Raw genomic sequence first — 23,522 nt, forward strand, 5'->3', positions numbered from 1 at the left:
TCAGTGGGCGCGGGTGAGGAGTCGCCCCTTCGGTGCGGTGAACTCGCCGTCCGCGACGATGCGCTGCCCGCGCAGCCAGGTGGACTTCACGACGCCGTGCAGGGTCCGGCCCGCGTACGCGGTGACGCGGTTGCGGTGCTGGAGGACGGCCGGGTCGACGGTGAAGGTCTCGTCGGGGGCGAGGACGGCGAAGTCGGCGTCACGGCCGGCCGCGATGGCGCCCTTGCGGCCGTCGAGCCCGACGAGTTCGGAGGTCCCGGTGGACATCCAGCGCACCACGTCCTCCAGGCCGTGGCCGCGTTTGCGGGCCTCGGTCCACACCGCGGCGAGGCTCAGCTGGAGGCCGGAGATGCCGCCCCAGGCGGTGGCGAAGTCGCCGGTCTTGAGGTCGGCGGTGGACGGGGAGTGGTCGGTGACGACGCAGTCGACGGTGCCGTCGGCGAGCGCCTGCCAGAGCAGGTCCTGGTTGGCGGCCTCGCGGATGGGCGGGCAGCACTTGAACTCGCTCGCGCCGTCGGGGACTTCCTCTGCGGTGAGGGTCAGGTAGTGGGGGCAGGTCTCGACGGTGACGCGGACGCCCTCCGCCCTCGCCTCGGCGATCATCGGCAGGGCGTCGCCGGAGGACAGGTGCAGCACGTGCACGCGCGCGTCGAGGGCCTTGGCCTCGCGGAGGAGGCGGGCGATGGCGGTGTCCTCGGCGCCGCGGGGGCGCGAGGCGAGGAAGTCGGCGTACTTCGGGCCGGGCCGCTGCGGGGCGGTGGCCAGCAGGTGCGGGTCCTCGGCGTGCACGATGAGCAGGCCGTCGAAGGCGGCGATCTCGGCCATGGCGCGGGTGAGCGCGTCCTGGTCCAGGTGCGGGAACTCCTCGACGCCGGACGGCGACAGGAACGCCTTGAAGCCGAAGACCCCGGCCTCGTGCAGCGGGCGCAGGTCCTTGGTGTTGTCGGGCAGGGCGCCGCCCCAGAAGCCGACGTCGATGTGCGCCTTGTCGGCGGCGACCCGCTGCTTGGTGCGCAGGTGGGGGACCGTCGTGGTCGGTGGCAGGGAGTTGAGGGGCATGTCGACGAGGGTCGTGATGCCGCCGGCCGCCGCGGCGCGGGTGGCGGTCCAGAAGCCCTCCCACTCGGTGCGGCCGGGGTCGTTGACGTGGACGTGGGTGTCGACCAGGCCGGGCAGCAGGACATGGTCGCCCAGGTCCTCCAGGCGCGCGCCCTCCGGGACGGGGGCGTCGTGCGGGAGGACGGCCGTGATCGTGCCGCCGGTGACGGCGACCGACGCGGCGCGCGTCCCCTCGGGAGTGATGACACGCGTCGAGCGAAGCACCAGTTCAGCGTCGGACACCGGAACCCCCTACTTCTCACTTCCGCGAAACGGAATTCAACTTTCTGTTGAAGGAGTCTTCACTCCCCCTCCGCCCCCGTCAAGGGCACACTGGGCCCGGCGTTCCCGCCACGCCCCACCTCTGGACGTTTCCATGAAGCGGAATTAGACTTCCAGCAAGCAGAACGTAGCTACGTACAAGCGGGGAGTCAACCGACTGCCGGGTACGCTTCAGCTCTTCCGCCAGCCCCGAAAGGAACGCGCCGTGCCGTCGTCCCGCGCCAGCACCACCGACTCCGCCCGGTCTTCCGCCAACGGCGGCGTCCAGTCCCTGGAGCGCGCCTTCGACCTGCTCGAACGGATGGCGGACGCGGGCGGCGAGGTCGGGCTGAGCGAGCTGTCCGCGAGCAGCGGGCTGCCCCTGCCGACCATCCACCGCCTGATGCGCACCCTGGTGGCCTGCGGATACGTACGCCAGCAGCCCAACCGTCGGTACGCGCTCGGCCCGCGCCTGATCCGCCTCGGCGAGTCGGCCTCCCGGCTGCTCGGCACCTGGGCGCGGCCGTACCTGGCGCGGCTCGTGGAGGAGACGGGCGAGACGGCGAACATGGCCCTGCTGGACGGGGACGAGATCGTCTACGTGGCACAGGTGCCGTCGAAGCACTCGATGCGGATGTTCACGGAGGTCGGCCGGCGCGTGCTGCCGCACTCCACGGGCGTGGGCAAGGCCCTGCTCGCCTCCTTCCCGCCGGAGGAGGTGCGCGCGCTGCTGGCCCGGACGGGCATGCCCGCCGCGACGGAGAAGACGATCACGACGGCCGACGGCTTCCTCGCGGCACTGGAGGACGTCCGCCGCCTGGGGTACGCGGTCGACGACAACGAGCAGGAGATCGGGGTCCGTTGCCTCGCGGTGCCGGTGCCCGACTCCCCCACCGCCGCGGCCATCTCCATCTCCGGTCCCGCGGGCCGGGTCACGGAGGCGGCGACGGAGAAGATCGTGCCGGTCCTCCAGCAGGTGGCCGCCGAACTGTCCGGGGCGCTGGCCAGCCAGAGCCCCGCCTAGCGGCCCCGCGGCAGGCGGCCCGGGCTCAGCGCCCGACGCCCGGTCCGGCAAGCGGGCCGGGCCCGCTGTCCGCCGACCGGTACCCGGCCCCCGGCCCGTCTCCAGGACCGGCTCCCTGAAGGCGGGCGCTCACGGCCCGCCGAGGAGCACGGCCCGCTCCTTCAGCCCCGCCCCCGCACCGGCCCGCCGAAGAGGTCCACCGCCCGGCGCACCTCCGCCAGCCCGGGCGACAGCGCGCTCACCGAGCCGATCGCACCGGCGATCAGCAGCAACGAACGGCGGAGCCGGGAGATGTCGGGGCTGCCGCCGGCGGCCATGGCGTCCAGGGCGGCGAGTTCCTCCTCGGCGATGCTCCGGTCGGTGAACTCGGCCGGATGGGCGGCGAGTCGACGGCGCAGCAGGGCCACGGCGGAGCGCAGCCGCGCCACCCGCGGATCCTCGTCGCTGCCGGTCGCAGACACCTGCCGCTTCTGCTCCACGCTCCGCAACACAGTCCTCCCCCTCGCACCTCGTCGTACGCGTGCCCCTCCGACGCGAACTCCCCCACACCGGACGCCCGGTCGGCCGGTGCGGGCGACAGTAAACGACACGGGCCGCCGGGCGCCAGTCCGTTGCGTCACCGACATGTTCCGCTGCGTGACCGCCTGGCCTGAACCGCTCGCCGGGCCGGGACACCGCACTGCGGGGCCACACTGCGGTATGCAGGGTTCATGACGACCAGAAAGACGACGAGCGAGGCCCACGAGGTCGCGGGGCTGCTGCTGGCCGCGGGCGGGGGGCGGCGGCTGGGCGGCCGGCCCAAGGCCCTGCTCACCCACCGGGGCCGGCCCCTCGTGGAGCACGCGGTGCGGGTGCTGCGCGAGGGCGGCTGCGCCCGGATCCACGTGGTCCTGGGGGCACGGTCCGAAGAGGTACGCGCCCGCGCCTCACTCCCGGACTGCGTGCTCGTCGACAACCCCGGCTGGGAGCGGGGCATGGGCACGTCCCTGCGGACGGGGCTTGATTCGCTCGCCGGCACGGGCGCCCGTGCCGCCCTGGTCTCGCTCGTCGACCAGCCCGGCATCGGCCCGGAGGCGGTGGCCCGGGTCCTCGGGGCCTACGAGAACGAGGAGTCCCTCGCGTCGGCCGCCTACGGCGGGGTGCGCGGCCACCCGGTGCTGTTCGGAGCCGCCCACTGGGCCGGCATCGCCGCGACTGCGACCGGGGACCGGGGGGCACGCGCCTATCTGGAGGAGCACGCGCCGCTGCTCTCGCTCGTCGAGTGCGGCGACGTGGCCCGGCCCTTCGACATCGACACCGAGGCGGACCTGTCCCACCTCGAGTGAACGCCGTGGCACCCGGCGCCACCTTGCCTCGACCCGGAGAATCGCGACATCAACAAACGATTGAACTTCCACCATGAGGAAACTAGTATCCACTGATCAGAAGCGCCCCCTGTTCCGCGGGCGCCGCACGCCGTGTCCGGGAAGACTGGCACCCGGTGCCATGCACGCCGGTTCGTCTTCACAGCTCGCTGAAGGAAGTGACCGTTCATGTCCGCTCCAGCGCCGTCCCCGCTGGCCATCGTCGACGCCGAGCCCCTGCCCCGGCAGGAGGAGGTCCTCACCGAAGCGGCACTCGCCTTCGTGGCCGAGCTGCACCGGCGGTTCACCCCCCGCCGTGACGAACTCCTCGCCCGCCGCGCCGAGCGCCGCGCCGAGATCGCCCGCACCTGCACCCTCGACTTCCTCCCGGAGACCGCCGCGATCCGCGCCGACGACTCCTGGAAGGTCGCCCCGGCTCCGGACGCCCTGAACGACCGCCGGGTCGAGATCACCGGTCCGACCGACCGCAAGATGACGATCAACGCGCTCAACTCGGGCGCCCGGGTGTGGCTCGCGGACTTCGAGGACGCCTCCGCACCCACCTGGGAGAACGTGGTCCTCGGCCAGCTCAACCTGATCGACGCCTACACCCGGTCCATCGACTTCACGGACCCGTCCTCCGGCAAGTCCTACGCCCTGAAGGCGGACGAGGAGCTCGCCACGGTCGTCATGCGCCCGCGCGGCTGGCACCTGAACGAGCGTCACCTCGTCGACGCGGACGGCGCCCGGGTGCCCGGCGCGCTCGTCGACTTCGGCCTGTACTTCTTCCACAACGCCCAGCGCCTGCTGGACCTGGGCAAGGGCCCGTACTTCTACCTGCCCAAGACCGAGTCGCACCTGGAGGCCCGCCTCTGGAACGAGGTGTTCGTCTTCGCGCAGGAGTACTGCGGCATCCCGCAGGGCACCGTCCGCGCCACCGTCCTCATCGAGACGATCACGGCCGCCTACGAGATGGACGAGATCCTCTACGAGCTGCGCGACCACGCCTCCGGGCTGAACGCGGGCCGCTGGGACTACCTGTTCTCCATCGTCAAGAACTTCCGCGACGGCGGCGCGAAGTTCGTGCTGCCGGACCGCAACGCCGTGACGATGACGGCGCCGTTCATGCGCGCCTATACCGAACTCCTCGTCCGCACCTGCCACAAGCGCCGCGCGCACGCCATCGGCGGCATGGCGGCCTTCATCCCGTCCCGCCGGGACGCCGAGGTCAACACGGTCGCCTTCGAGAAGGTCCGCGCCGACAAGGACCGCGAGGCCAACGACGGCTTCGACGGTTCCTGGGTCGCCCACCCCGACCTGGTGCCGATCGCCATGGAGTCCTTCGACAAGGTCCTCGGCGACAAGCCGAACCAGAAGGACCGGCTGCGCGAGGACGTCGACGTCAAGGCAGCCGACCTCATCGCCGTCGACTCGCTCGACGCCAAGCCGACGTACGCGGGCCTGGTCAACGCCGTCCAGGTCGGCATCCGTTACATCGAGGCCTGGCTGCGCGGCCTGGGCGCCGTCGCCATCTTCAACCTGATGGAGGACGCCGCCACCGCCGAGATCTCCCGCTCCCAGATCTGGCAGTGGATCAACGCGGGCGTCGTCCTCGACAACGGCGAGCGCGTCACCGCCGAGCTGGCCCGCCGGGTCGCCGCCGAGGAACTCGCGAACATCCGCGCCGAGATCGGCGACGACGCCTTCGCGGCGGGCCACTGGCAGCAGGCGCACGACCTGCTGCTGAAGGTCTCCCTCGACGAGGACTACGCCGACTTCCTGACGCTGCCGGCGTACGAGCAGCTCAAGGGCTGACGGCCCGACGCGGCGGGCAGGCCGCTACCGCTCCGAGCGGCCCAGGGTCTTCCCCGGGGCCACTCGGCCGCGTACGGCCTTCATGGCCGTCGGATCGGGGAAGCCCTGCTCGCGCCGGTCCCAGACGACCTCGTCGCCGACACGGACGACGAACACGCCGCCGGTGTCCGGCTTCAGGGCCGGCTCCGTCAGCTCGGCCTCGAAGGTCGTGAGCGGCTCCCGCGCCGGCCAGGCAGCGCGGGGCAGCCAGCGGCATCGGCGTGCAGTACCCGATCTCGACGCGGCCACTCACCCGAGGTGCACCGACCAGTCCTGCTCGGCCGCGGGCTCGCCGTGCAGGTCGGGGACCTGCCGGAGCCACGCGGGGCGTCCCTGCTGGTTCCTCGCCGTGCGCAGGGCGTCCTCGGCCGCGAGCTCCTCCCTGCTGGGGAAGCCGGTGGGCAGCCAGGACGCGGAGGCCCGCACGCGCGCGTCGAGGTACGTCACGTACGCCTCCCGTGCCTCCCGCGGGCCGGCGAAGGCCGGGTCGTCCGCCAGCCAGGCGTCCGGGACCTCGGCGAGGATCGCGCGCAGCAGTTCCTCGGTCACCCTGGGCGCGAACTCCGCGTCGGCCGACCGCACGTCGGGCGCGTGGTGGCCGAGGGCGTGGTGCCGCAGGTCGTACGCCTTGGCGGGGTCGCTGCCGTCCCAGCGGTGGTGGAAGACGAGGGCGGCGCCGTGGTCGATCAGCCACAGGTGCGGGCGGGCGACGCCCAGCGTGGGCCAGACCATCAGGTTGGAGCTGTGGACGGTGCGGTCGACGTTCACTGTGAGGGCGTCGAGCCAGACGATCCGGCCGGCCTCCAGCGGATCGACGGGGAAGACCCGGGCGATCTCCGGGGTGAGGTCCCGGGCGCCCGGCAGGAAGTCCATGCCGAGGTTGACGCCCGCGCTGGCCGCATGCAGGCCCCGTACCTCCTGGTGCGGCTCGTGCTCCGCGATCGCCGGGTCGAAGTGCACCAGCACCAGCTCGGGGAAGCGCAGTCCGAGGGCTCGGGCCAGTTCGCCCACGATCACCTCGGCGACGAGTGCCTTGCGGCCCTGCGCGGACCCGGTGAACTTCACCACGTACGTGCCGAGGTCGTCGGCCTCGACGACGCCGGGGACGGAGCCGCCCGAACGCAGCGGCTCGACGTAGCGGGTCGCGGTGACCTCTCTCAGCATGTCCCAGGGCCCCGCAAACCGTGTACCCGGCCTCTCACCGCCGACTCCAGTGCATACTGCCCGAGCATACAAACCAGGACGGCCCGGCGCGGGCGGCGACCGCCCGAGCGCTCCCGGCCCGCCCTCGTCATCGGCCCGGCCGCCTCGCGCGGCGCCGCGCGAGGGGAGGGAGGACGTACAGCCCGAGGATCTCCGGCAGGGGCGCCACACCGGGGCCTCCCGCCCGGACCCAGGAGACGACGTCCTCGGTCGCGTCCCGGTCGTTGACCAGCCCGAGCCAGACCGGCCGGGCACCGGCGGCCCGGCCCGCCGCCGACGGCTGGACGACGATGACGTTCGCCTGGTCGCAGACGTCCAGGCAGCCGGAGATCCGCACCGGCGCCGCGGTGCGCAGCCGTTCGGCCTGGGCGGCGTGGTCGACGCCGGTGACCTTGGGGCTGCCGCAGCAGCAGTCCCGGCAGACGACGACACGGCACGGAAGCGCTCCGGACGGTGTTGCGGACATGGCCGCACCTTCCCTCTCCCCGGGGAGATCCGCCCCGGTGGTTCGTCGAGGAGGCGACCGCGTGAGTCTCCTGGCTCTCGGGTCGACACCGCTCCCGGCCTTCCCACCCGGGCGCGGGCAGTGGCCTGTTCGGGACCGGCTCGCCGATCACAGTGGCGGGACCGCGCCGGGTTCACACCGGCTTCCTCGTTCCGCCGTCGCCTTGTTCGGCGAGCATCATTCCATGAGTGGATTCGGCAGCGGCAGATAGCGGGCGTCGGCGCCGTCCGCGCCCGTCCAGCGCAGCAGCAGGTTCGTCTTGGCGGGCAGGGTGGGTGAGGCGAGCAGCGCGCCGATCTCCGGGAGGTCGTGGCGGGCGAGTGCGCGCCGGACGGCGGGCCAGGGGTCGAACCCGGCGTGCCGTTCGGCGAGGGTGCCGGCGATCTCGGTGAGGTGGTTGACGACCAGGCAGTACACCAGCCGCTCCCAGCCGGCCGCCCGCGTGACGTCCGGCAGCAGTTTCACGCCCTCGGCGTCCCGGTACAGCACCTGCACGGGCATGCCGCCGGCGTCCACGGCGACCAGGGTGTTCTGCAGATGGGCCTCGATGACGACGCCCTGCCCGAAGGCCCTCAGCGCCGGGGGCACCGCCCGGGCGAGGTAGGCCCGCCACCAGGCGTCCGGGTCCCTGACGCGGTCGAGCGGGTTGCCGTCGAAGCCCTCGACGAGGCCGGCGGCCAGCAACGGGGTCGCGCCGGGCAGCAGGACGCCTCCGAAGCCGTCGCGGACGAGGACGGCCAGGGCCTCGAAGGCGAAACCGGCGGTGCGGTAGCCGCGGTCGCTCAGCCAGGCCGGGGGTCCGTCGAACGTCCCGAGCGCGGCGCGCACGGCGGCGTCCGTCCGGCGCAGGGAGAGCAGGTCGCGGCGCCACAGCCGGCGGATGTCGTTGGTGATGCGCACGTCCAGGCTGAACTTGAGGAAGAGGTCCCGCTCGGGCGTGTGGAGCGTACGGATCGCCGCCGTCGGCCAGGTGTCGAAGGCAGTGGTGCCGAGCCGGACGAGCCGGCCGTCCGCGAAGGCGGCCTCCAGCTCCCCCGCGGCCAGTTCCAGTTGCCAGGGGTGGGCCGGCAGCAGCCGGTAGCCGGCCGGGGCCGTGCCGAGGGCGTCGAGCGCGGAGGTGTCGCCCTCCTCGACGACGGTGTCCTCGCGCAGCCCGAGCAGGGTCAGCGGGAAGCGGGCGTGGGCCTCGGGCGCGTAGGGCAGCCAGTCCGCCGCGGGGCCGCTGCCGCGGGCCTTGGGGGCCGGGTGGTGGGGGTGGCCGGTGAGCAGGCACTGCTCGGAGCGCAGGTAGAGGTCGTCGGGCGGGGTGGCACGGTGGGCGAGCAGCGCGGCGACGGCCTCCCTGCTGTCGATCATCTCGGCGGGCAGTTCGTGGTTGGACAGCCCGGTGTGCCGGCGCAGCTCCTCGGCGACGAGTGCGACCAGTCCGGTGTGGCCGAGCCGCCGCCAGCCGCCCGGCACCCGGACCTCCGGGTCGGCGGGCCGCCGGGTGCCGCGGACGCGGAGCAGGCGGTCCGTGCCGGGCAGGTGGTGCACCCGGTGCTCGCCCGCCTGCCGTACCGGCCGGGCGACCTCCCGCAGCAGGCAGTTCAGCAGCGGCACGGCGGCGTAGGCGTCGGCTGCGGCCGGGGGGTCGCCGGGGGCGCGGTCGCCCTGGCCGGAACCGCCCCGGTCGGAGTCGCCGTCGGCGGTCGGGGGCATACGGTCCACGCGATCCACTCGTTCCCTGTGTGTTCCGTGTCCTGGGTTCCTGGGTTCCTGGGTTCCCGTGGTCCCTGCGGCCCCTGCGGCCCCAGCGGTTCCTGCGGTTCCTGCGGTTCCTGCGGTTCCCGTTGTCCTTTCGGACTCCGGGACGTACGGGCGGAGATGATCATTATGTCGGTCGTCGTCGTCCCGCCGTGACGCCCTGTTCGTCACGCCGTGACGCCCTATCCGTACCCGAGGAGCCCGCCCGTGCACCGTCCCCCCAGCGCCGAGGCCGAGGTCGCCGACGAGCTGTCCGCCGTGCGGCCCGGCCTGCTGCCGCGGTACGAGGCCGCACTGCCCGGTGCCCGGGCGGCCGTGCTGTCCCGGCTGTGGCGCGGTCTCACCCATGATCCGCTGCCCTGGGTCACCCGCCGGGAGCGGGGCGGCGACGGCCTGACCCTGTACCTGCGGGACGGCCGCCGGCTGCACGGCCCGCGTCCGGATCCGTACGCGACGTGCGCCTACGTCACCGCCGTACGGCTCGACGGGACGGACCACGAGGATCCGGCCCGGCTCGTGGCCGAACTCGCCGTACCCCACTGCGCCTCCTTCGCCGGTGAGCTCGGGCACAGCGTGGCCTCCACGGCGCTGGCGAGGGCGGGGCAGGAGGACGTCGAGGAGGCCTGGCCGGAGAGCGACTGGGAGTGGGAGCAGCGGATCGTCGACGGGCATCCGTTCCACCCGACCTGCCGTTCCCGGCCCGGTTTCTCGGTGGCGGAGCAGCTCGCCTACGGGCCCGAGCACCGGCCGCTGGTGGAGCTGGGGCTGGTACCGGTGCGGGCGGAGGCGTGCCTGCTGACGGGTGAGTGGCCCGCCGGCCTGCGGGAGGGGCGGCACCTGGTGCTGCCGGTGCACCCCTGGCAGGCGGCGCACGTGCTCAAGCGGTCGTGCGAGGAGCGGCGTCCCGCACATCCGCTGATGTCGCTGCGGACACTCGCCCTGGCCGGCGGCGGACCGCATGTGAAGACCTCCCTCAGCACCCGGCTGACGTCCTCGGTGCGGGACATCTCGCTGCCCTCGATCGCCGCGTCCGCGGGGCTGTCGGACTTCGCCGCGATCCCCGCGGCGCGCACGGACGGGCTGCTGCGCGTCACCCGCACCCTGGGGGCGGCCGCCGGCTCCCCCGATCTCGCGGCCGTGCTGCGGGAGTCGCCGCAGGTGTACGCGGACGGCGGGGAGCGGGTCCTGCCGGTGGCGGCCCTGGCCACCACCGGGCTGCCCGGCTCCCCCGGGTGGCTGGCCGGCTTCGCGCGCCTGGCGCTGGCCGTCGGGCTGCGGCTGCTGGAGCTGGGCGTGGCCCTGGAGGCGCACGGCCAGAACCTCCTGGTCGTGCTGTCGGCGGCGGGCGAGCCGGTGCGGCTGGTCTACCGCGACCTGGCCGACATCCGCGTCAGCCCGGCCCGCCTCGCACGCCACGGCATCCCGGTCCCCGAGCTGCCCGCCCGCATGGTCACGGACGACGAACAGGCCCTGCGCCGCAAGCTGTTCGGCTCCCTGGTCGCCGGGGCCCTGGCCGGCGCGGCCGGGTCCGGGGAGGTGCTGGCGGCGGCGCTGGAGACGGCCGTACGGGACCTGCCGGACTCCCCGGACCTGACCGCGCTGCGCACCCGGCCGCTGCCCGCCAAGGCACTGACGCTGATGCGGCTCTCACCGCGGACGCCCGGGGACCAGTGGGCGCGGCTGCCCAACCCCCTTGCCTGACGCACGGGTTCACCGGCCGCCCCGGGGCGGCCCGTTTTGGAGCCGGGCGCCGGTGCTCCATAGGATCCGGCGATGATCACAAGAACACGGCTGGCGGCGGGGGTCTGTGCCCTGCTCGCCGCGTTGACGGCCGGGATCGCCTTCCCGGCCGGAGCGGCCGCCGGTGAACCCACAGGCCAGGACGCCCCCAAGGTCGATCTCGTCCTCGACGTGAGCGGCTCGATGCGGGCGCGGGACATCGACGGCCGGTCGCGGATGGCCGCCGCGAAGCAGGCGTTCAACGAGGTGCTCGACGCGACGCCCGAGGAGGTCGAGCTCGGCATCCGCACCCTGGGCGCCGACTACGCCGGGGACGACCGCAGGACGGGCTGCAAGGACACCGCGCAGCTCTACCCGGTCGGCCCGCTGGACCGCACCGAGGCCAAGACGGCCGTCGCCACGCTCACCCCGACCGGCTGGACGCCGATCGGCCCGGCCCTGCTGAAGGCGGCCGGCGACCTGGAGGGCGGCGACGGCTCCAAGCGCATCGTGCTGATCAGCGACGGCGAGGACACCTGCGCCCCGCTGGACCCGTGCGAGGTCGCGCGCGAGATCGCCGCCAAGGGCATCGGCCTGACCATCGACACGCTGGGCCTGGTCCCCACCGCCAGGCTGAGCCGGCAGCTGAGCTGCATCGCCGAGGCCACCGGCGGCACCTACACCTCGGTGGAGCACCAGGACGAACTCACCGACCGGGTGAACGAGTTGGTGGACCGGGCGGCCGATCCGGTGGTGACGCCGGTGGCGACCGAGGGGGCCGCCGCGTGCGCGCAGGCGCCCGTGCTGAAGTCCGGGCTGTACAGCGACCGGGAGGAGTTCGGGCAGCAGCGCTGGTACCGGGTGGACGTGCGGCCGGGTCAGGAGCTGCGTGCCTCGGTGAGCGTGGCGGCGGACCGGGCGGTGACCCCGGCCTACGGGGTGCTGCTGCGGGCCGTGACGCTCAAGGGCCGGGAGATCGTGCGCGGCGAGGCGGCGGGCACCGGCCGCACCGACGTGATCTCGGCGGGCCTGCGCTATCCGAAGGCCGGGGGCGACGACGAGGACGCGCCCCCCGAGGCCGTCTGCCTGGCCGTCTCGCACTCCTTCTCGGCGGCGTCCGGCGTGAAGACCACGCCCGGTCTGCCGCTGGAGCTGACGGTGGACGTCGTGGACGGCCCGGACCGGGCGCGCGACGTGGCCGCCTTCGGGCTCGGCCGCGGCTGGTGGCTGCTCGGCGTGCTGATCCTGACCGGCTTCCTCGCCGGTCTGCTCTGGGGCTGGCTGTCGCGCTGGCGGGTCGCGGTCTGGAGGACCAACTGATGCGAACGATACGTGTGGTGAGCGCCGCGCTGCTGACCCTGGGGCTCGCGGCCGGCCCGGCCGCCGCAGACGCCTCGCCGAGCCCGTCGCGGGACGGCGCCGCGGCCGCCACCCGTGCGGGCACCTCGTTCCGTACGGCGACGGAGGTCGAGCAGGGGCAGCGGGCCACCGCGAGCGGCTCGACCGGCGACTACCTGTACTGGTCGTTCCCCGCCGACACCGGCCGGCGCCCCACGGTCCGGGCGACGGTGAAGCTGCCGGAGGCGCACGCCTCCCAGACCTGGCAGGTCGACGTGTACGACGGCCTGCGCCGCCGCCAGGCCTGCCAGTACGGGGCGCAGACGCGCACGGCCGCGGCGGACGCCTCCTCGGTGGAGCTGGCCTGTGTGCTGCGCACGGTGCGCGCCTGGTCGGAGCCGTGGGCCCAGGACCCGCTGCCGGGCACGTACTACGTCCGGCTCACGGCGGTCGGCGTGCCCACCTCCGACCTCGGCCTGCCGGTCTCGACCGAGATCCGGGTGGACTCCGAGGACATCGGCGGCCCGGCGGCGGTGGACGGCTCGCTCGCGCAGCCGCTCGTCCCCGGGATCGCGACGCGTCCCGAGGAGGAGCCGGACGGGGAGCGGGAGGACGCCGCTGTGCTGGCCGCTCTGGAGCCCGAGGACGGCTGGGCGTCCGGCTGGTGGTCGGACCGCTGGGTGTGGACCGCGGCCGGCGGCGTGCTGGCCGCGCTGGCGGGGGTCGGCGGTCACGCCCTGACACGCGGGTCGGGACGCCCGGCGCGGGTGCCGCCGCAGGCCTGAGGTCCCTCCGGGAAGGCCCGCCGCGGCGGGCCTTCCCTCATGTCCCGCGCAGGGCCTTCGCGAGGGGCCCTTCACCGGACACCTCGATCCGGCCCTCCCGCACGGCACGGGTCAGGCTCAGCTCGCCCCGGCCGAGGGCCGTGCAGGTGCCGGTGTCCAGGACCAGCCGGGCGTCCGGTGCCCCCGGGGCGGGCCCGTCGCCGTAGACCGGTCCCTCCACGGCACCGGCGTACACGTGGAACTGCCCTTCTTCCAGGCGGACTTCGACGAGCCCTTCGCCGTCCAGCAGGCGCAGCAGCGGTAGCGCGAACCAGTGCGCGCGGACCGCGTCCGTGGGCCGCCGCTCCCCCAGTTCGGCCTGCCCCCACCGCCCCAGGGCCTGGAGCACCGGCAGCAACTCCCTTCCGCGCGGCGTGACTTCGTAGACGGTGGCCGCGCCGGGCGGCGGCAGTCTGCGCCGGGTGGCGAGGCCGTCCCGCTCCATGTCCTTCAGCCGCGAGGCGAGTACGTCCGTACTGACGCCGGGCAGGTCCGCGTGCAGGTCCGTGTAGCGGCGGGGACCGGCGAGCAGCTCCCGGACGATCAGCAGGGTCCAGCGGTCGCCGACGACGTCGAGCGCGCGGGCGGCGGAGCAGTACTGGTCGTAGCGTCGGCGAGGTGGCATGCGACGCAGTCTAGACAAGTTGTTGGACTTTCCAAGCGCGGACTTGGTAAAACCAAGCAACACCAGTTTCCGGAGGGGTAGCGGCGCATGGAGTTCCGGCAGTCGAGCAAGCTGAGCGAGGTCTGTTACGAGATCCGCGGCCCGGTCATCGAGCACGCCGACGCGCTGGAGGAGGCCGGTCACAGCGTGCTGCGCCTGAACACCGGCAATCCCGCGCTGTTCGGGTTCGAGGCGCCGGAGGAGATCGTCCAGGACATGATCCGGATGCTGCCCCGGGCGCACGGCTACACGGACTCGCGCGGCATCCTCTCCGCCCGCCGGGCGGTGGCCCAGCGCTACCAGACGCTGGGCCTGGAGGTGGGCGTCGACGACGTCTTCCTCGGCAACGGCGTCTCCGAGCTGGTCTCGATGGCCGTGCAGGCGCTGCTGGAGGACGGCGACGAGATCCTGATCCCCGCCCCGGACTTCCCCCTCTGGACGGCGGTGACGACCCTCGCGGGCGGCAGGGCGGTCCACTACCTCTGCGACGAGCAGGCCGACTGGTACCCGGACCTGGACGACATGGCCTCGAAGATCACCGACCGCACCAAGGCGGTCGTGATCATCAACCCGAACAACCCGACCGGCGCGGTCTACCCGAAGGAGATCGTCGAGGGCGTCCTCGACCTGGCCCGCCGGCACGGCCTGATGGTCCTCGCCGACGAGATCTACGACCAGATCCTCTACGACGACGCCGTGCACCACTCGGCCGCCGCCCTCGCGCCCGATCTGGTCGTCCTCACGTTCTGCGGCCTGTCGAAGACCTACCGCGTGGCCGGCTTCCGCTCCGGCTGGCTGGTGGTGACGGGCCCGAGGCAGCACGCGAAGGACTACCTGGAGGGCCTGACCATGCTGGCCTCCATGCGGCTGTGCGCCAACGCGCCCGCCCAGTACGCCATCCAGGCCGCGCTGGGCGGCCGGCAGTCCATCAGCGAGCTGACCGGGCCCGGCGGGCGGTTGCGGGAGCAGCGGGACGTGGCCTGGCGGAAGCTCAACGAGATCCCCGGTGTGACCTGTGTGAAACCGAAGGGCGCGCTGTACGCCTTCCCGCGCCTCGACCCCGAGGTGCACAGGATCCACGACGACGAGCGGTTCGTCCTCGACCTGCTGCTGCGCGAGAAGATCCAGGTCGTCCAGGGCACGGGCTTCAACTGGCCGAGCCCGGACCACTTCCGCATCCTCACCCTGCCGCACGCCGAGGACCTGGAGGCGGCGATCGGGCGGATCGGGCGCTTCCTGTCCGGCTACCGGCAGGAGGGGGCGGCTGTCGGTGGCGGGGCGTAGCCTTCGGGCAGGCGGGGTGGACGCGGAGGCCCCGGGCCGGGAAGGAGGGCGTGATGACCCGACCGCCGACCGCCGCGCAGCGGCGCCTCATCGACGCCGCCGACCCGGTGACCGGGCGGCTGCGGGGTACGGAGGCGCAGCTCGCGGCGCTGGTGAGGCGGGGGCTGGCCTTCCGGCACCCGAGGGCGCCGCACGACCACTTCCTGACGGCGGAGGGACACCGGGTGCGGCAGGGCGTGCCGGAGAGGCCCGAGCCCGCCGCGCAGGCCCCCGCCTCGGCGGGCGTCTTCGCGGCGCGGACCGGGGACGAGCCGGACGCGCCGCGGCCGGGGCCCGCCCGGCACCGTGAGGTGCACAGCGCCTGGCAGGGCCTGCTGGAGCTGCGCCGGATGACCAACCCGGACGGGTCGGTGCACCGGCCCTGCGGCTGGGAGCGCACGCATCTGGTGCAGGCCGCCGCGCTGGCGCTGGAGGCGGCCGGACACCGCCCCGCGGGCCCGGAGGCCGGAGGCTACCGGGTGCGGGAGACCCCGCAGCCGGAGGCCGTCGCCGTGCACGAGCCGGACGGCGAGGCGCTGCGGGCCTGCGCGGCCACCCTGGAGGGGGCGGGCTGGCAGGTGAGCGGGCACCGTGAACCACGCACCGGCACCCGCTATCTCCTGGCCTCCCCTTGCCGGGTGTGAGGGACATGCCAGGATCGGTGGGTCGTCGCGCAGTGCACGAGACACCGAAGGGGAAGCCGTGAACGAGCCGTTTTCCGTCCCTGTGACCGTCCGTGGCTACGAGACGGACGTGCAGGGGCACCTCAACCAGGCGGTCTATCTGCACTACGCGGAGCACGCCCGCTGGGCGCTCCTCCAGGCGGCCGGGATCAGCCAGGCCCGCCTCATGGCCACCGGGGTGGGTCCCGTGGCCCTGGAGACGACCGTCCGCTACCGGCGGGAGCTGCTCGCGGGCGACGAGGTCGAGGTGACGTGCGCCTTCGTCTGGGGCGGCGGCAAGACGTTCCGCATCGAGCAGACCATCCGCAAGACCGACGGCACGGTGGCCGCCGAGGTCACGGGCGTCGGCGGGATCCTCGACCTCAAGGAGCGCAGGCTGGTCGCCGACCCCTCGCGGATCTTCGAGGAACTGGCCACGGACCCGGGGCTGTTCGGGCTCTGAGGGCTGTCCGTCCCGGCCGCGGCCGGGACGGACACAGCGGTGAGCATCCGTCGGATCCCCGGTCTCAGTGTGCGGCCGGGGCCCTGCTCGCGCCCGTGATCTCCTCGCCCGCCTCCATCGGGTGGGTGACGTCCTGGGCCTCACGGTCCTTGCCCAGGTGGTTGAAGACCAGGTTCAGCAGCACCGCCGCCACGCAGCCCGTGGAGATGCCCGAGTCGAGGACGATCCGGGCCGTCTCCGGGAAGGCGTGGTAGAACTCCGGCGCCGTGATCGGGATGATGCCGACGGCCAGGGAGACGGCCACGATCAGGACGTTGTTGTCCTTGTCGAGACGGGCCCGGACCAGGGTCTGGATGCCGCTGGCGGCGACCGAGCCGAACAGGACCACGCCCGCTCCGCCGAGCACCGGGCGCGGTACGACGGCGATCAGCGAGGCGGCCATCGGGCACAGGCCCATCAGCACCAGGAACCCGCCGCCCACCGCGACGACGTACCGGCTGCGGATCCTCGTCATCGCGACCAGGCCGATGTTCTGCGCGAAGGCGCTGCACATGAAGCCGTTGAAGAGCGGGCTGATCGCGGAGCCGAGGGTGTCGGCGCGCAGGCCGGCGGCGATGGTCCTCTCGTCGGCCGGGCGCTGGACGATCTCGCCGAGGGCCAGCATGTCGGCGGTCGACTCGGTCATCGACACCACCATCACCACGCACAGCGAGATGATCGCGGCGAGCTGGAACTGCGGAGCGCCGAAGTGGAACGGGGCGGGGAAGCCGATGACGTCGGCGTCCGCGACGGGGCCGAAGTCGGTGACGCCGAGCGGGATCGCGATGAGGGTGCCGGCGACCAGGCCGAGCAGCACGGCGATCTGCTTGACGAAGCCCCGGGTGAGGCGGCGCAGCAGCAGCACGACCAGCAGGGTGACGGCCGCGAGGCCGAGGTTGGTCGCCGAGCCGTAGCCGTCGGCGGCCGGGTTCGGGCCCTGCGCCCAGCCGAAGGCGACGGGCAGCAGCGAGATGCCGATGAGGGTGATCACGGAGCCGGTGACGACCGGCGGGAAGAAGCGGATCGCCTTGCAGAAGACGGGGGCCGCCAGGAAGCCGAGGAGCCCGGCGACGACGACCGCGCCGAAGATGATCGGCAGCGCGTCGGACTTGTCGCCGGTGGAGGCGACGATCGCGGTCATCGGGGCGACACCGGCGAAGGTGACGCCGTTGACGAACGGCAGCCGGGCGCCGATCTTCCAGATGCCGAGGGTCTGCAGGATGGTGGCGAGGCCCGCGGTGAACAGGCAGGCGCCGGTGAGGAAGGTCAGGTCGGTGGCGGAGAGGCCGATGGCCGCGCCGACGATCAGGGGCGGGGCGACGACTCCGGCGTACATGGCGGCCACGTGCTGCAGGCCGGTCGTCGCCATCTTGAGCGCGGGGAGTTTTTCGTCAACGGGGTGGTCGGCCACGGCGGCGTCCCTCCGGTCGGTTGCCCGGCGGCGTCGATGCCGGCGTGGGTGTCAGGGAGGTGGTGCGGGCGGTCATGCGGGTACCTCCCTGCTCGAGCGAAGCCGGGAGCTTGGGGGAGGGACCGGACGTGCGGGCGTGACGGGGTGACCGTTCCGGGGCGCGGGCGATCGACGCGCACGCCCCGGAGACGGTCGCCGTGGACCCCGCTCGGGTCCGCGGCCACCGGCCGGGAGCCGTCCCTCCCGGCCGGAGTATCCGGGTGGTCAGGCCTCGGCGGCGATCCGCGCCAGGCGCTGTGCCTCGTCCCGCGTGGCGCGGGCGATGGCGTCCTCGTCGGCCGTGAGCAGGCGTCCGTCCTCGACGATCCGGCGGCCGTTGACGAAGGAGGCGGTGACCGGGGCCGCCGCGCCGAGGACCAGGGCGGTCACCGGGTCGGCGACGGAGGCGTGGGCGAGCGTGTCCATCCGCCACAGCACCAGGTCGGCGAGCTTGCCCGGCTCCAGGGAGCCGATCTCGGCGGCCCGGCCGAGGACTTCGGCACCGCCGTACGTGCCCAGCCGCAGGGCCTGGCGGGCGGTGAGCGCGGCCTCCTTGTGGCCGCCGAGGCGGTTGATGAGGAGGGCGTTGCGCAGCTCGGTGTGGAGCTCGCCGGACTCGTTGGAGGCGGTGCCGTCGACGCCGAGGCCGACCGGGACGCCGGCCGCGAGCATGTCGGGGACGCGGGCGATGCCGGCGGCGAGGCGGGCGTTGGAGGAGGGGCAGTGGGCGACGCCGGTCCTCGTGCGGGCGAAGGCGGCGATGTCGGAGTCGTTCATGTGGACGCAGTGCGCCATCCACACGTCCTCGCCGAGCCAGCCGGTGGACTCGAAGTAGTCGGTCGGGCCCATGCCGAACAGCTCGTGGCAGAACTTCTCCTCCTCCACGGTCTCCGAGCCGTGGGTGTGCAGCCGGACGCCGAGCCTGCGGGCCGACCGGGCCCCCTCGCGCAGCAGTTCGGTGGAGACGGAGAAGGGCGAGCAGGGCGCGACGGCCACCTGGGTCATGGCGTCGAAGGAGGAGTCGTGGTGCTGCCGTACGGTCTCCTCGGTCGCCGCGAGGGCGCCGTCCAGCGTCTCCACGGCGAAGTCCGGGGGGAGGCCGCCGTCCTTCTCGCTGCGGTCCATGGAGCCGCGGGCGAGGGTGAAGCGGACGCCCATGTCGCGGGCGGCGCCGATGATCGCGCCGGACAGGTCGCCGGAGCCCCGCGGGAAGACGTAGTGGTGGTCCATGGCGGTGGTGACGCCGCCGCGGGCCATCATCGCCAGCGAGCCCTGGGCGGCCGCGCGGACCATCGGCTCGTCGATGCGCGCCCAGGTGGGGTAGAGCGCGACGAGCCAGTCGAAGAGGTTGTGGTCGGTCGCCAGGCCGCGGGTGATCCACTGGTAGAAGTGGTGGTGGGTGTTGATCAGGCCGGGCGTCACGAGGTGGCCGGAGGCGTCGATACGGCGGGCGACGTTCCGCAGGCCCTCGGGGGCGGGGCCCGGGCCGAGGGATTCGATGCGGTTGCCGGCGATGACGACGTGCCCGGAGGCGTACTCGGTGTCGTGCGCGTCGACGGTCGCGATCGCACCGTTCTCGATGACGATGCGCCGGTCTGCTGCCATGGTTCGTCCTTTGCGCTGAGGTGGAGGGGCACGGCAGGACCCTGTGAGTCTGAGTGCCGTGGCCGGGAGGGGGTTCCCCCGGCCACGGGTGCCGAATGGGGGAACGTCAGAGGTTGGTGAGGTCCTCGGGGATGCGCGCCTCGCAGCCGTCCCTGAGGATCGTCGCCTCGATCAGTCCGTAGGGGCGGTCGGCGGCGTAGTACACCTCGTTGTCGTTCTTCAGGCCGAACGGCTCCAGGTCGACCAGGAAGTGGTGCTTGTTCGGGAGGGAGAAACGGACCTCGTCGATCTCGCTGCGGTGGTTGATGATCCGCGCGCCCATCTGGTAGAGCGTCTGCTGCAGGGAGAGCGAGTACGTCTCCGCGAAGGCCTGGAGCATGTGCTTGCGCACCTGCGCGTAGGACTTCTCCCAGTTCGGCATGGGCTCGTCGTCGTCGGTCCAGTTGAACCGCCAGCGGCCGGCGACCTCGGTGGCCAGGATGCGGTCGTAGGCCTCCTTCAGGGTCGTGTACTTGTCCTTGACGTACCCCCGGAACTCGGAGTTGGTCGAGTTCATCACGACCAGGTCCTTCAGGCCCGAGATCACCTCCCACTCCCTGCCGTCGTAGGTGATCTGGGTCAGCCGGGTCTCCTGGCCCTTGCGGACGAAGGAGTGCTTCACCTCGTCGGCGCCGATGAACCGCGAGCCGGCGTCGGAGGCCTCGATCCGCTCCCAGCCGTACTCCTCGATGCGGATGCGGGCCCGGTGGATCGGCTCCTGGCTGGTGACGAAGTGCCGGGCGAGGTGGATGCCGAACTGCTCGGCGGACGCGATGCCGTGCTCCTTGGCGAACGCGTACACCGTGTTCTTCGTGGTGTCGGTCGGCAGCACGTTGGCGTTCGAGCCGGAGTAGTGGACCTCGTTCATGTCGCCGGAGAGGGCGACGGAGACGTTGAGGTCCTTGATGTGGTGGGTGGCGCCGTCCCGCGTGATCCTGACGACTCTGTTCTCGGCCTTGCCGTACTGGTTCTGTCCCAGGACCACGGGTCGGGCAGGGCGGGAATTGACGGTCATTTAGCTAGCTCCCTCGGTAAACGGAGTAGCCGAACGGGTTGAGCAGCAGCGGTACGTGGTAGTGCTCGCCCGGCACGACGGCGAACGTGATCGCCACCTCCGGGAAGAACACTCCGGCGCCGCTGTCCCGATTCGCGGGGGCGTCCTGCTGCGCATCGGCTTGCCGGTCGGTGAAGTACGGCTCCACGGCGAAGTCGAGCCGTACGTGGGTCGTTCCCTCCGGCAGGGCCGGAAGGTCCTTGCACCGCCCGTCCGCGTCGGTCACCGAGCCCCCGAGCGCCCGCCAGTCGTCCGCGCGCCCCGAGCGGGCGGACAGCTGGACGGCGACGCCCTCGGCGGGGCGGCCGGCACTGGTGTCGAGGATGTGCGTGGACACGGACGCGGTGGCGGAGGTGCTCATGGTGCTGTCAGTCCCCTTCGACGAGTCGGGCCAGACGGATGCGGTTGATCTTCCCCAGCTCGGTGCGGACGATCTCCCGCTCCCGTTCCGGCGTGTTGCCGATCCGGTCCCTGACCGCGTCGCGCATCTGCTCGCCGGTCCGGCCGGTGGCGCAGATCAGGAAGACATGGCCGAACCTCTCCTGGTAGGCGAGGTTCAGTTCCAGCATCTCCGCCTTGAGTGCGTCGGAGGCGCCGGCCATGCCGCGCTGTTCCCGGGCCGAGGTGGGGTCGCCGGGCCTGGGGCGGCCGATGGGCGGGTGGCCGGCCATCGCCTCGTCGAGGTCCGTGTCCGTGAGCTCCGCCGTGGCGGCGTCGCTCGCGCTGTACAGGTCCTCGCGGGTGGCGTAGGGGCGGGCGGCGAGTAGGCGCTTCGCCCACGTCGTGGACGCGCACGCTTCGTGGAGTGCGGTGAGGGCCGCGTGCTCCTCCAGAGCGTTGAACCGGGCCAGGCCCGGCGGCGTGGAAGTGGAAGTCACGGGAGCCTCCGTGGCCGGTTTCGGCCTTCGTGCTGAACGGGCGTGCCGATAGCTAACGCCCAACCGCGACAGCACGTCAACAGTTTGTTGAGAATTCGGTGGCGCGAAACCGGAGGGGCGGCCGACGCTGCCGTCAGGCCCCCTTCTCGCGGTTGAGGTAGTTGTAGACGGTGAAGCGGCTGACGCCCAGGGCGCTCGCCACGGTCTCCACCCCGTGCCGCACGGAGAAGGCGCCGCGCGCCTCCAGTACGCGCACGACCTCCTGCTTGGCCTTGCGGTCCAGGTCGGCCAGCGGCATGCCCTTGCGGCGCTCCATGGCGGCCAGGATGTGGTCCAGGGAGTCGGCGAGCTGCGGCAGGCGTACGGCGACGGCTTCGCAGCCCTCCCAGGACAGCACGACGTCGTCGGGGCCGGCCTCGTCGGGCGGGATCATCTCGCCGCCCATGGCGTCGACCAGGGGCTTGACGGCCGTGATGAACGGCTCGTCCCCCGCGCCGCTCACGAGGCGTCCCCGTCGATCACGTTGACCTGGAGCGAGACCCGGGTGGCACCGGCCGCCAGGGCCTTGCGGAGCAGGGCGTCCACGGCGCCGAGCACCGCGTCGGCACCGCCCTCCGCGGTGTTGCCGAACGGGCCCACGTCCACGGCGTCCAGCTCGGCGGCCTCCACGACCCGGCGGGCCACCACCGCGTGCGCGGGGGCCTCGTCGAGGTCGAAGGGCTCGGTCGTGAACTCCACTCTCAGTCGCACACGCTCAACCTAACGCGCGGTGCTGACTTTCCGGCACCCCCTCTTGACAGCCCTCGCACCTTACGGACAATCTTCCATTCAGCAGAAAAAACATTCCGAAATACGGAAAGTTGCTCCGGAAGCTCAAGGAAGGGAGCGCCGCCCCGATGGGATGCGCAGACCAGCGCTTCACCGTCAACCTGTCGATCCTCTTCACGGAACTCCCGCTCCTGGAGCGCCCCGCGGCCGCCGCCGCCGCCGGCTTCACCGCGGTCGAGCTGTGGTGGCCCTGGACCGGCTCGCCCACCCCGGCAGCGTCCGAACTCGAAGCCCTGAAGCGGGCGGTCGAGGACGCGGGCGTCCGGCTCACCGGGCTCAACTTCTACGCCGGGCAGCTCCCCGGCCCCGACCGCGGCGCCCTGTCGATCCCGGGCGAGGAGTCGGAGCGGTTCCGGGCCAATGTCGACGTGGCCGCCGGCTTCGCCGCCTCGCTCGGCTGCACGGCGCTCAACGCCCTGTACGGCAACCGCGTCGAGGGCGTGGACCCGGCCGGGCAGGACGCGCTCGCGCTGGAGAACCTGGTGCTGGCGGCGCGCGCGGCCGACCGGATCGGCGCGGTGCTGCTGATCGAGGCACTGAACGAGTCCGAGTCGCCGCGGTACCCGCTGGTGTCCGCCCCCGCGGCCGTCGAGGTCGTCGACCGGGTCAACGAGGCCACGGGACTGGACAACGCGCGCTTCCTCATGGACCTCTACCACCTGTCCATGAACGGCGAGGACCTCCCGGCGGTGATCGACGCGTACGCGGCGAAGACCGGCCACGTCCAGATCGCCGACAACCCGGGGCGCGGAGCCCCCGGCACGGGCTTACTGCCCCTCGAAGAAGGGGCGGCGTCGCCCGGCCCAGCCATGCCCACCGCTTCAACAAACTGTTGACGCCCTGATCACACCGACCCTAGGCTCCACAAAGCGGAAAGGCTTTTCCGCTGCTCTCTCGTACGGAAGGTCACGATGTCGCAGCGCGTGCTCACCACCGAGTCCGGCCCCCCGTCGCCGACAACCAGAACTCCGCCACCGCCGGCGTCGGCGGCCCGCTCCTGCTCCTGCTCCTGCTCCTGCTCCAGGACCAGGACCAGCATCTGCTGGCGTCCAACCCGCAGGGCCGGTACGCGAAGAACTACGAGCCGAACTCCTACGACGGCCCGGTCGAGAGCGGCAGCCCGCTGTCGGCGCCGCTGGCGGTGCACGGCCACACGGGCACCCACCCGGCGCCCCGGCACACCAAGGACGACGACTTCTTCCAGGCCGGCGAGCTGTACCGGCTGATGTCCGCCGAGGAGAAGACGCGCCTGGTCGCGAACATCGCCGGCGGCCTGTCCCAGGTCTCCCGCGACGACGTGATCGAGAAGAACCTCGCGCACTTCCACGCCGACCCCGACTACGGGCGGCGCGTGGAGGAGGCGGTCCGCGCCCTGCGCGAGGACTGAGCTCCCTGAACGCGTCCGACCGCCCGGGGCGACCCGGATGAGGGGTGGCCGCCCCGGGCACGGACGCGGGCAGGGCGAGGACCGCGGCGGAGTGCGACCCAGTGCGGTGGTGAAGGACCGGGGGCGGCGTCTCGACCTGAGGGACGGCCGCTCCGGGCTCCGTCGTACCCGCCGCGGTCCCAGTACGTCCCCTCCCCCTCCGAAAGGCCCCGTCC

24 protein-coding genes, 2 pseudogenes and 1 riboswitch are annotated in these 23,522 nt (G+C 73.0%); of the genes and pseudogenes, 11 read left to right on the forward strand and 15 right to left on the reverse strand.

Annotation, left to right across the window (positions count from 1 at the left end; genetic code table 11):
* Nucleotides 1-1,341, reverse strand: coding sequence for an allantoinase AllB (gene allB / locus ACFW6P_RS10395; protein ID WP_386357745.1), 1,341 nt, complete (start codon nt 1,339-1,341; stop codon nt 1-3).
* Between the two features lie 244 nt (nt 1,342-1,585).
* On the opposite strand from allB, the gene ACFW6P_RS10400 reads away from it, so the two are divergent.
* Nucleotides 1,586-2,383 (forward strand): IclR family transcriptional regulator, encoded by a 798-nt coding sequence (locus ACFW6P_RS10400; RefSeq protein WP_386357743.1) that lies wholly within the window; start codon nt 1,586-1,588, stop codon nt 2,381-2,383.
* A 161-nt stretch (nt 2,384-2,544) separates the two neighbouring features.
* Here ACFW6P_RS10400 and ACFW6P_RS10405 read toward each other — a convergent pair whose 3' ends face one another.
* The gene (locus ACFW6P_RS10405) at nt 2,545-2,874 is read right to left on the reverse strand and encodes a DUF5955 family protein (protein WP_386357741.1); all 330 of its coding nucleotides are present in this window, start codon (nt 2,872-2,874) and stop codon (nt 2,545-2,547) included.
* A 219-nt stretch (nt 2,875-3,093) separates the two neighbouring features.
* Here ACFW6P_RS10405 and ACFW6P_RS10410 point away from each other — a divergent pair, with 219 nt between their 5' ends.
* A complete protein-coding gene (locus tag ACFW6P_RS10410; RefSeq protein WP_386357739.1) occupies nt 3,094-3,708 on the forward strand; it encodes an NTP transferase domain-containing protein in 615 nt (204 codons plus the stop codon).
* A 207-nt stretch (nt 3,709-3,915) separates the two neighbouring features.
* Nucleotides 3,916-5,541, forward strand: a complete 1,626-nt coding sequence (gene aceB / locus ACFW6P_RS10415; protein WP_386357737.1) for a malate synthase A — start codon at nt 3,916-3,918, stop codon at nt 5,539-5,541.
* 24 nt (nt 5,542-5,565) lie between these two features.
* On the opposite strand, the pseudogene ACFW6P_RS10420 reads toward aceB, so the two are convergent.
* The 4 genes and pseudogenes from ACFW6P_RS10420 to ACFW6P_RS10435 all read right to left on the reverse strand — a co-directional run bounded on the left by ACFW6P_RS10420 (nt 5,566) and on the right by ACFW6P_RS10435 (nt 9,007).
* Nucleotides 5,566-5,833 (reverse strand): annotated as a pseudogene (locus ACFW6P_RS10420) (SelT/SelW/SelH family protein).
* Nucleotides 5,830-6,744 carry a HipA family kinase gene (locus ACFW6P_RS10425; protein WP_386357736.1) on the reverse strand — a complete coding sequence of 305 codons (915 nt, stop codon included), beginning with the start codon at nt 6,742-6,744 and terminating at the stop codon, nt 5,830-5,832. Before ACFW6P_RS10425 ends, ACFW6P_RS10420 begins: the two are co-directional and overlap by 4 nt.
* Nucleotides 6,745-6,871: 127 nt before the next feature.
* Complete coding sequence (locus ACFW6P_RS10430; protein ID WP_386357735.1) at nt 6,872-7,249, reverse strand: (2Fe-2S) ferredoxin domain-containing protein; 378 nt, start codon at nt 7,247-7,249, stop codon at nt 6,872-6,874.
* Nucleotides 7,250-7,293: 44 nt separating this feature from the next.
* Nucleotides 7,294-7,479: riboswitch (cobalamin riboswitch) on the reverse strand.
* Nucleotides 7,466-9,007, reverse strand: coding sequence for an IucA/IucC family protein (locus tag ACFW6P_RS10435; protein WP_386357734.1), 1,542 nt, complete (start codon nt 9,005-9,007; stop codon nt 7,466-7,468). (Overlaps the previous riboswitch by 14 nt.)
* Nucleotides 9,008-9,241: 234 nt before the next feature.
* Between ACFW6P_RS10435 and ACFW6P_RS10440 the strand changes: the two genes are divergently transcribed.
* From ACFW6P_RS10440 to ACFW6P_RS10450, 3 genes are all read left to right on the forward strand, one after another.
* Nucleotides 9,242-10,735: an IucA/IucC family protein gene (locus tag ACFW6P_RS10440; RefSeq protein ID WP_386357733.1), complete on the forward strand. Its 1,494-nt coding sequence runs from the start codon at nt 9,242-9,244 to the stop codon at nt 10,733-10,735.
* A gap of 72 nt (nt 10,736-10,807) precedes the next feature.
* Nucleotides 10,808-12,073 (forward strand): VWA domain-containing protein, encoded by a 1,266-nt coding sequence (locus tag ACFW6P_RS10445; protein WP_386423398.1) that lies wholly within the window; start codon nt 10,808-10,810, stop codon nt 12,071-12,073.
* Nucleotides 12,073-12,876 carry a hypothetical protein gene (locus ACFW6P_RS10450; RefSeq protein ID WP_386423400.1) on the forward strand — a complete coding sequence of 268 codons (804 nt, stop codon included), beginning with the start codon at nt 12,073-12,075 and terminating at the stop codon, nt 12,874-12,876. Before ACFW6P_RS10445 ends, ACFW6P_RS10450 begins: the two co-directional genes overlap by 1 nt.
* A 37-nt stretch (nt 12,877-12,913) precedes the next feature.
* On the opposite strand, the gene ACFW6P_RS10455 is transcribed toward ACFW6P_RS10450, so the two are convergent.
* Nucleotides 12,914-13,540 (reverse strand): winged helix-turn-helix transcriptional regulator, encoded by a 627-nt coding sequence (locus ACFW6P_RS10455; RefSeq protein ID WP_386357729.1) that lies wholly within the window; start codon nt 13,538-13,540, stop codon nt 12,914-12,916.
* 87 nt (nt 13,541-13,627) lie between these two features.
* Between ACFW6P_RS10455 and ACFW6P_RS10460 the strand changes: the two genes are divergently transcribed.
* From ACFW6P_RS10460 to ACFW6P_RS10470, 3 genes are read left to right on the forward strand one after another with little or no spacing between them, the layout of a single operon-like run.
* Nucleotides 13,628-14,863, forward strand: a complete 1,236-nt coding sequence (locus tag ACFW6P_RS10460; protein ID WP_386423402.1) for a pyridoxal phosphate-dependent aminotransferase — start codon at nt 13,628-13,630, stop codon at nt 14,861-14,863.
* Nucleotides 14,864-14,916: 53 nt separating this feature from the next.
* Complete coding sequence (locus tag ACFW6P_RS10465; protein ID WP_386423404.1) at nt 14,917-15,546, forward strand: hypothetical protein; 630 nt, start codon at nt 14,917-14,919, stop codon at nt 15,544-15,546.
* Between the two features lie 58 nt (nt 15,547-15,604).
* Nucleotides 15,605-16,027 carry an acyl-CoA thioesterase gene (locus tag ACFW6P_RS10470; protein WP_386423406.1) on the forward strand — a complete coding sequence of 141 codons (423 nt, stop codon included), beginning with the start codon at nt 15,605-15,607 and terminating at the stop codon, nt 16,025-16,027.
* Between the two features lie 64 nt (nt 16,028-16,091).
* Here the strand turns inward: ACFW6P_RS10470 and ACFW6P_RS10475 are convergent, their stop codons facing one another.
* The 7 genes from ACFW6P_RS10475 to ACFW6P_RS10505 form a co-directional block, all read right to left on the reverse strand.
* Nucleotides 16,092-17,477 carry a nucleobase:cation symporter-2 family protein gene (locus tag ACFW6P_RS10475; RefSeq protein WP_386357721.1) on the reverse strand — a complete coding sequence of 462 codons (1,386 nt, stop codon included), beginning with the start codon at nt 17,475-17,477 and terminating at the stop codon, nt 16,092-16,094.
* Between the two features lie 264 nt (nt 17,478-17,741).
* Nucleotides 17,742-19,121, reverse strand: a complete 1,380-nt coding sequence (locus ACFW6P_RS10480; protein ID WP_386357719.1) for an 8-oxoguanine deaminase — start codon at nt 19,119-19,121, stop codon at nt 17,742-17,744.
* Nucleotides 19,122-19,227: 106 nt separating this feature from the next.
* Nucleotides 19,228-20,175 carry a factor-independent urate hydroxylase gene (pucL, locus tag ACFW6P_RS10485; RefSeq protein WP_386357717.1) on the reverse strand — a complete coding sequence of 316 codons (948 nt, stop codon included), beginning with the start codon at nt 20,173-20,175 and terminating at the stop codon, nt 19,228-19,230.
* 4 nt (nt 20,176-20,179) lie between these two features.
* Nucleotides 20,180-20,575, reverse strand: a complete 396-nt coding sequence (uraH, locus tag ACFW6P_RS10490) for a hydroxyisourate hydrolase (protein ID WP_386423407.1) — start codon at nt 20,573-20,575, stop codon at nt 20,180-20,182.
* A 7-nt stretch (nt 20,576-20,582) separates the two neighbouring features.
* Nucleotides 20,583-21,092, reverse strand: coding sequence for a 2-oxo-4-hydroxy-4-carboxy-5-ureidoimidazoline decarboxylase (gene uraD / locus ACFW6P_RS10495; protein WP_386357714.1), 510 nt, complete (start codon nt 21,090-21,092; stop codon nt 20,583-20,585).
* Nucleotides 21,093-21,225: 133 nt separating this feature from the next.
* A complete protein-coding gene (locus ACFW6P_RS10500) occupies nt 21,226-21,594 on the reverse strand; it encodes a helix-turn-helix domain-containing protein (RefSeq protein WP_386357713.1) in 369 nt (122 codons plus the stop codon).
* Nucleotides 21,591-21,842: a hypothetical protein gene (locus tag ACFW6P_RS10505; protein WP_386357711.1), complete on the reverse strand. Its 252-nt coding sequence runs from the start codon at nt 21,840-21,842 to the stop codon at nt 21,591-21,593. The genes ACFW6P_RS10500 and ACFW6P_RS10505 overlap by 4 nt, the downstream gene beginning before the upstream one ends.
* 146 nt (nt 21,843-21,988) lie before the next feature.
* Between ACFW6P_RS10505 and ACFW6P_RS10510 the strand changes: the two genes are divergently transcribed.
* Entirely contained in the window at nt 21,989-22,756 is a 768-nt protein-coding gene (locus tag ACFW6P_RS10510; RefSeq protein ID WP_386357709.1) for a TIM barrel protein, read from the forward strand.
* Between the two features lie 8 nt (nt 22,757-22,764).
* Here the strand turns inward: ACFW6P_RS10510 and ACFW6P_RS10515 are convergent, their stop codons facing one another.
* Nucleotides 22,765-22,959, reverse strand: coding sequence for a hypothetical protein (locus tag ACFW6P_RS10515; RefSeq protein WP_386423408.1), 195 nt, complete (start codon nt 22,957-22,959; stop codon nt 22,765-22,767).
* On the opposite strand from ACFW6P_RS10515, the pseudogene ACFW6P_RS10520 reads away from it, so the two are divergent.
* Nucleotides 22,960-23,307: pseudogene (locus ACFW6P_RS10520) on the forward strand (catalase-related domain-containing protein); the annotation flags it as partial.
* Between the last annotated feature and the right edge of the window lie 215 nt (nt 23,308-23,522).

The organism is Streptomyces sp. NPDC058741 (genome assembly GCF_042746715.1).
Lineage (GTDB): Bacteria > Actinomycetota > Actinomycetes > Streptomycetales > Streptomycetaceae > Streptomyces.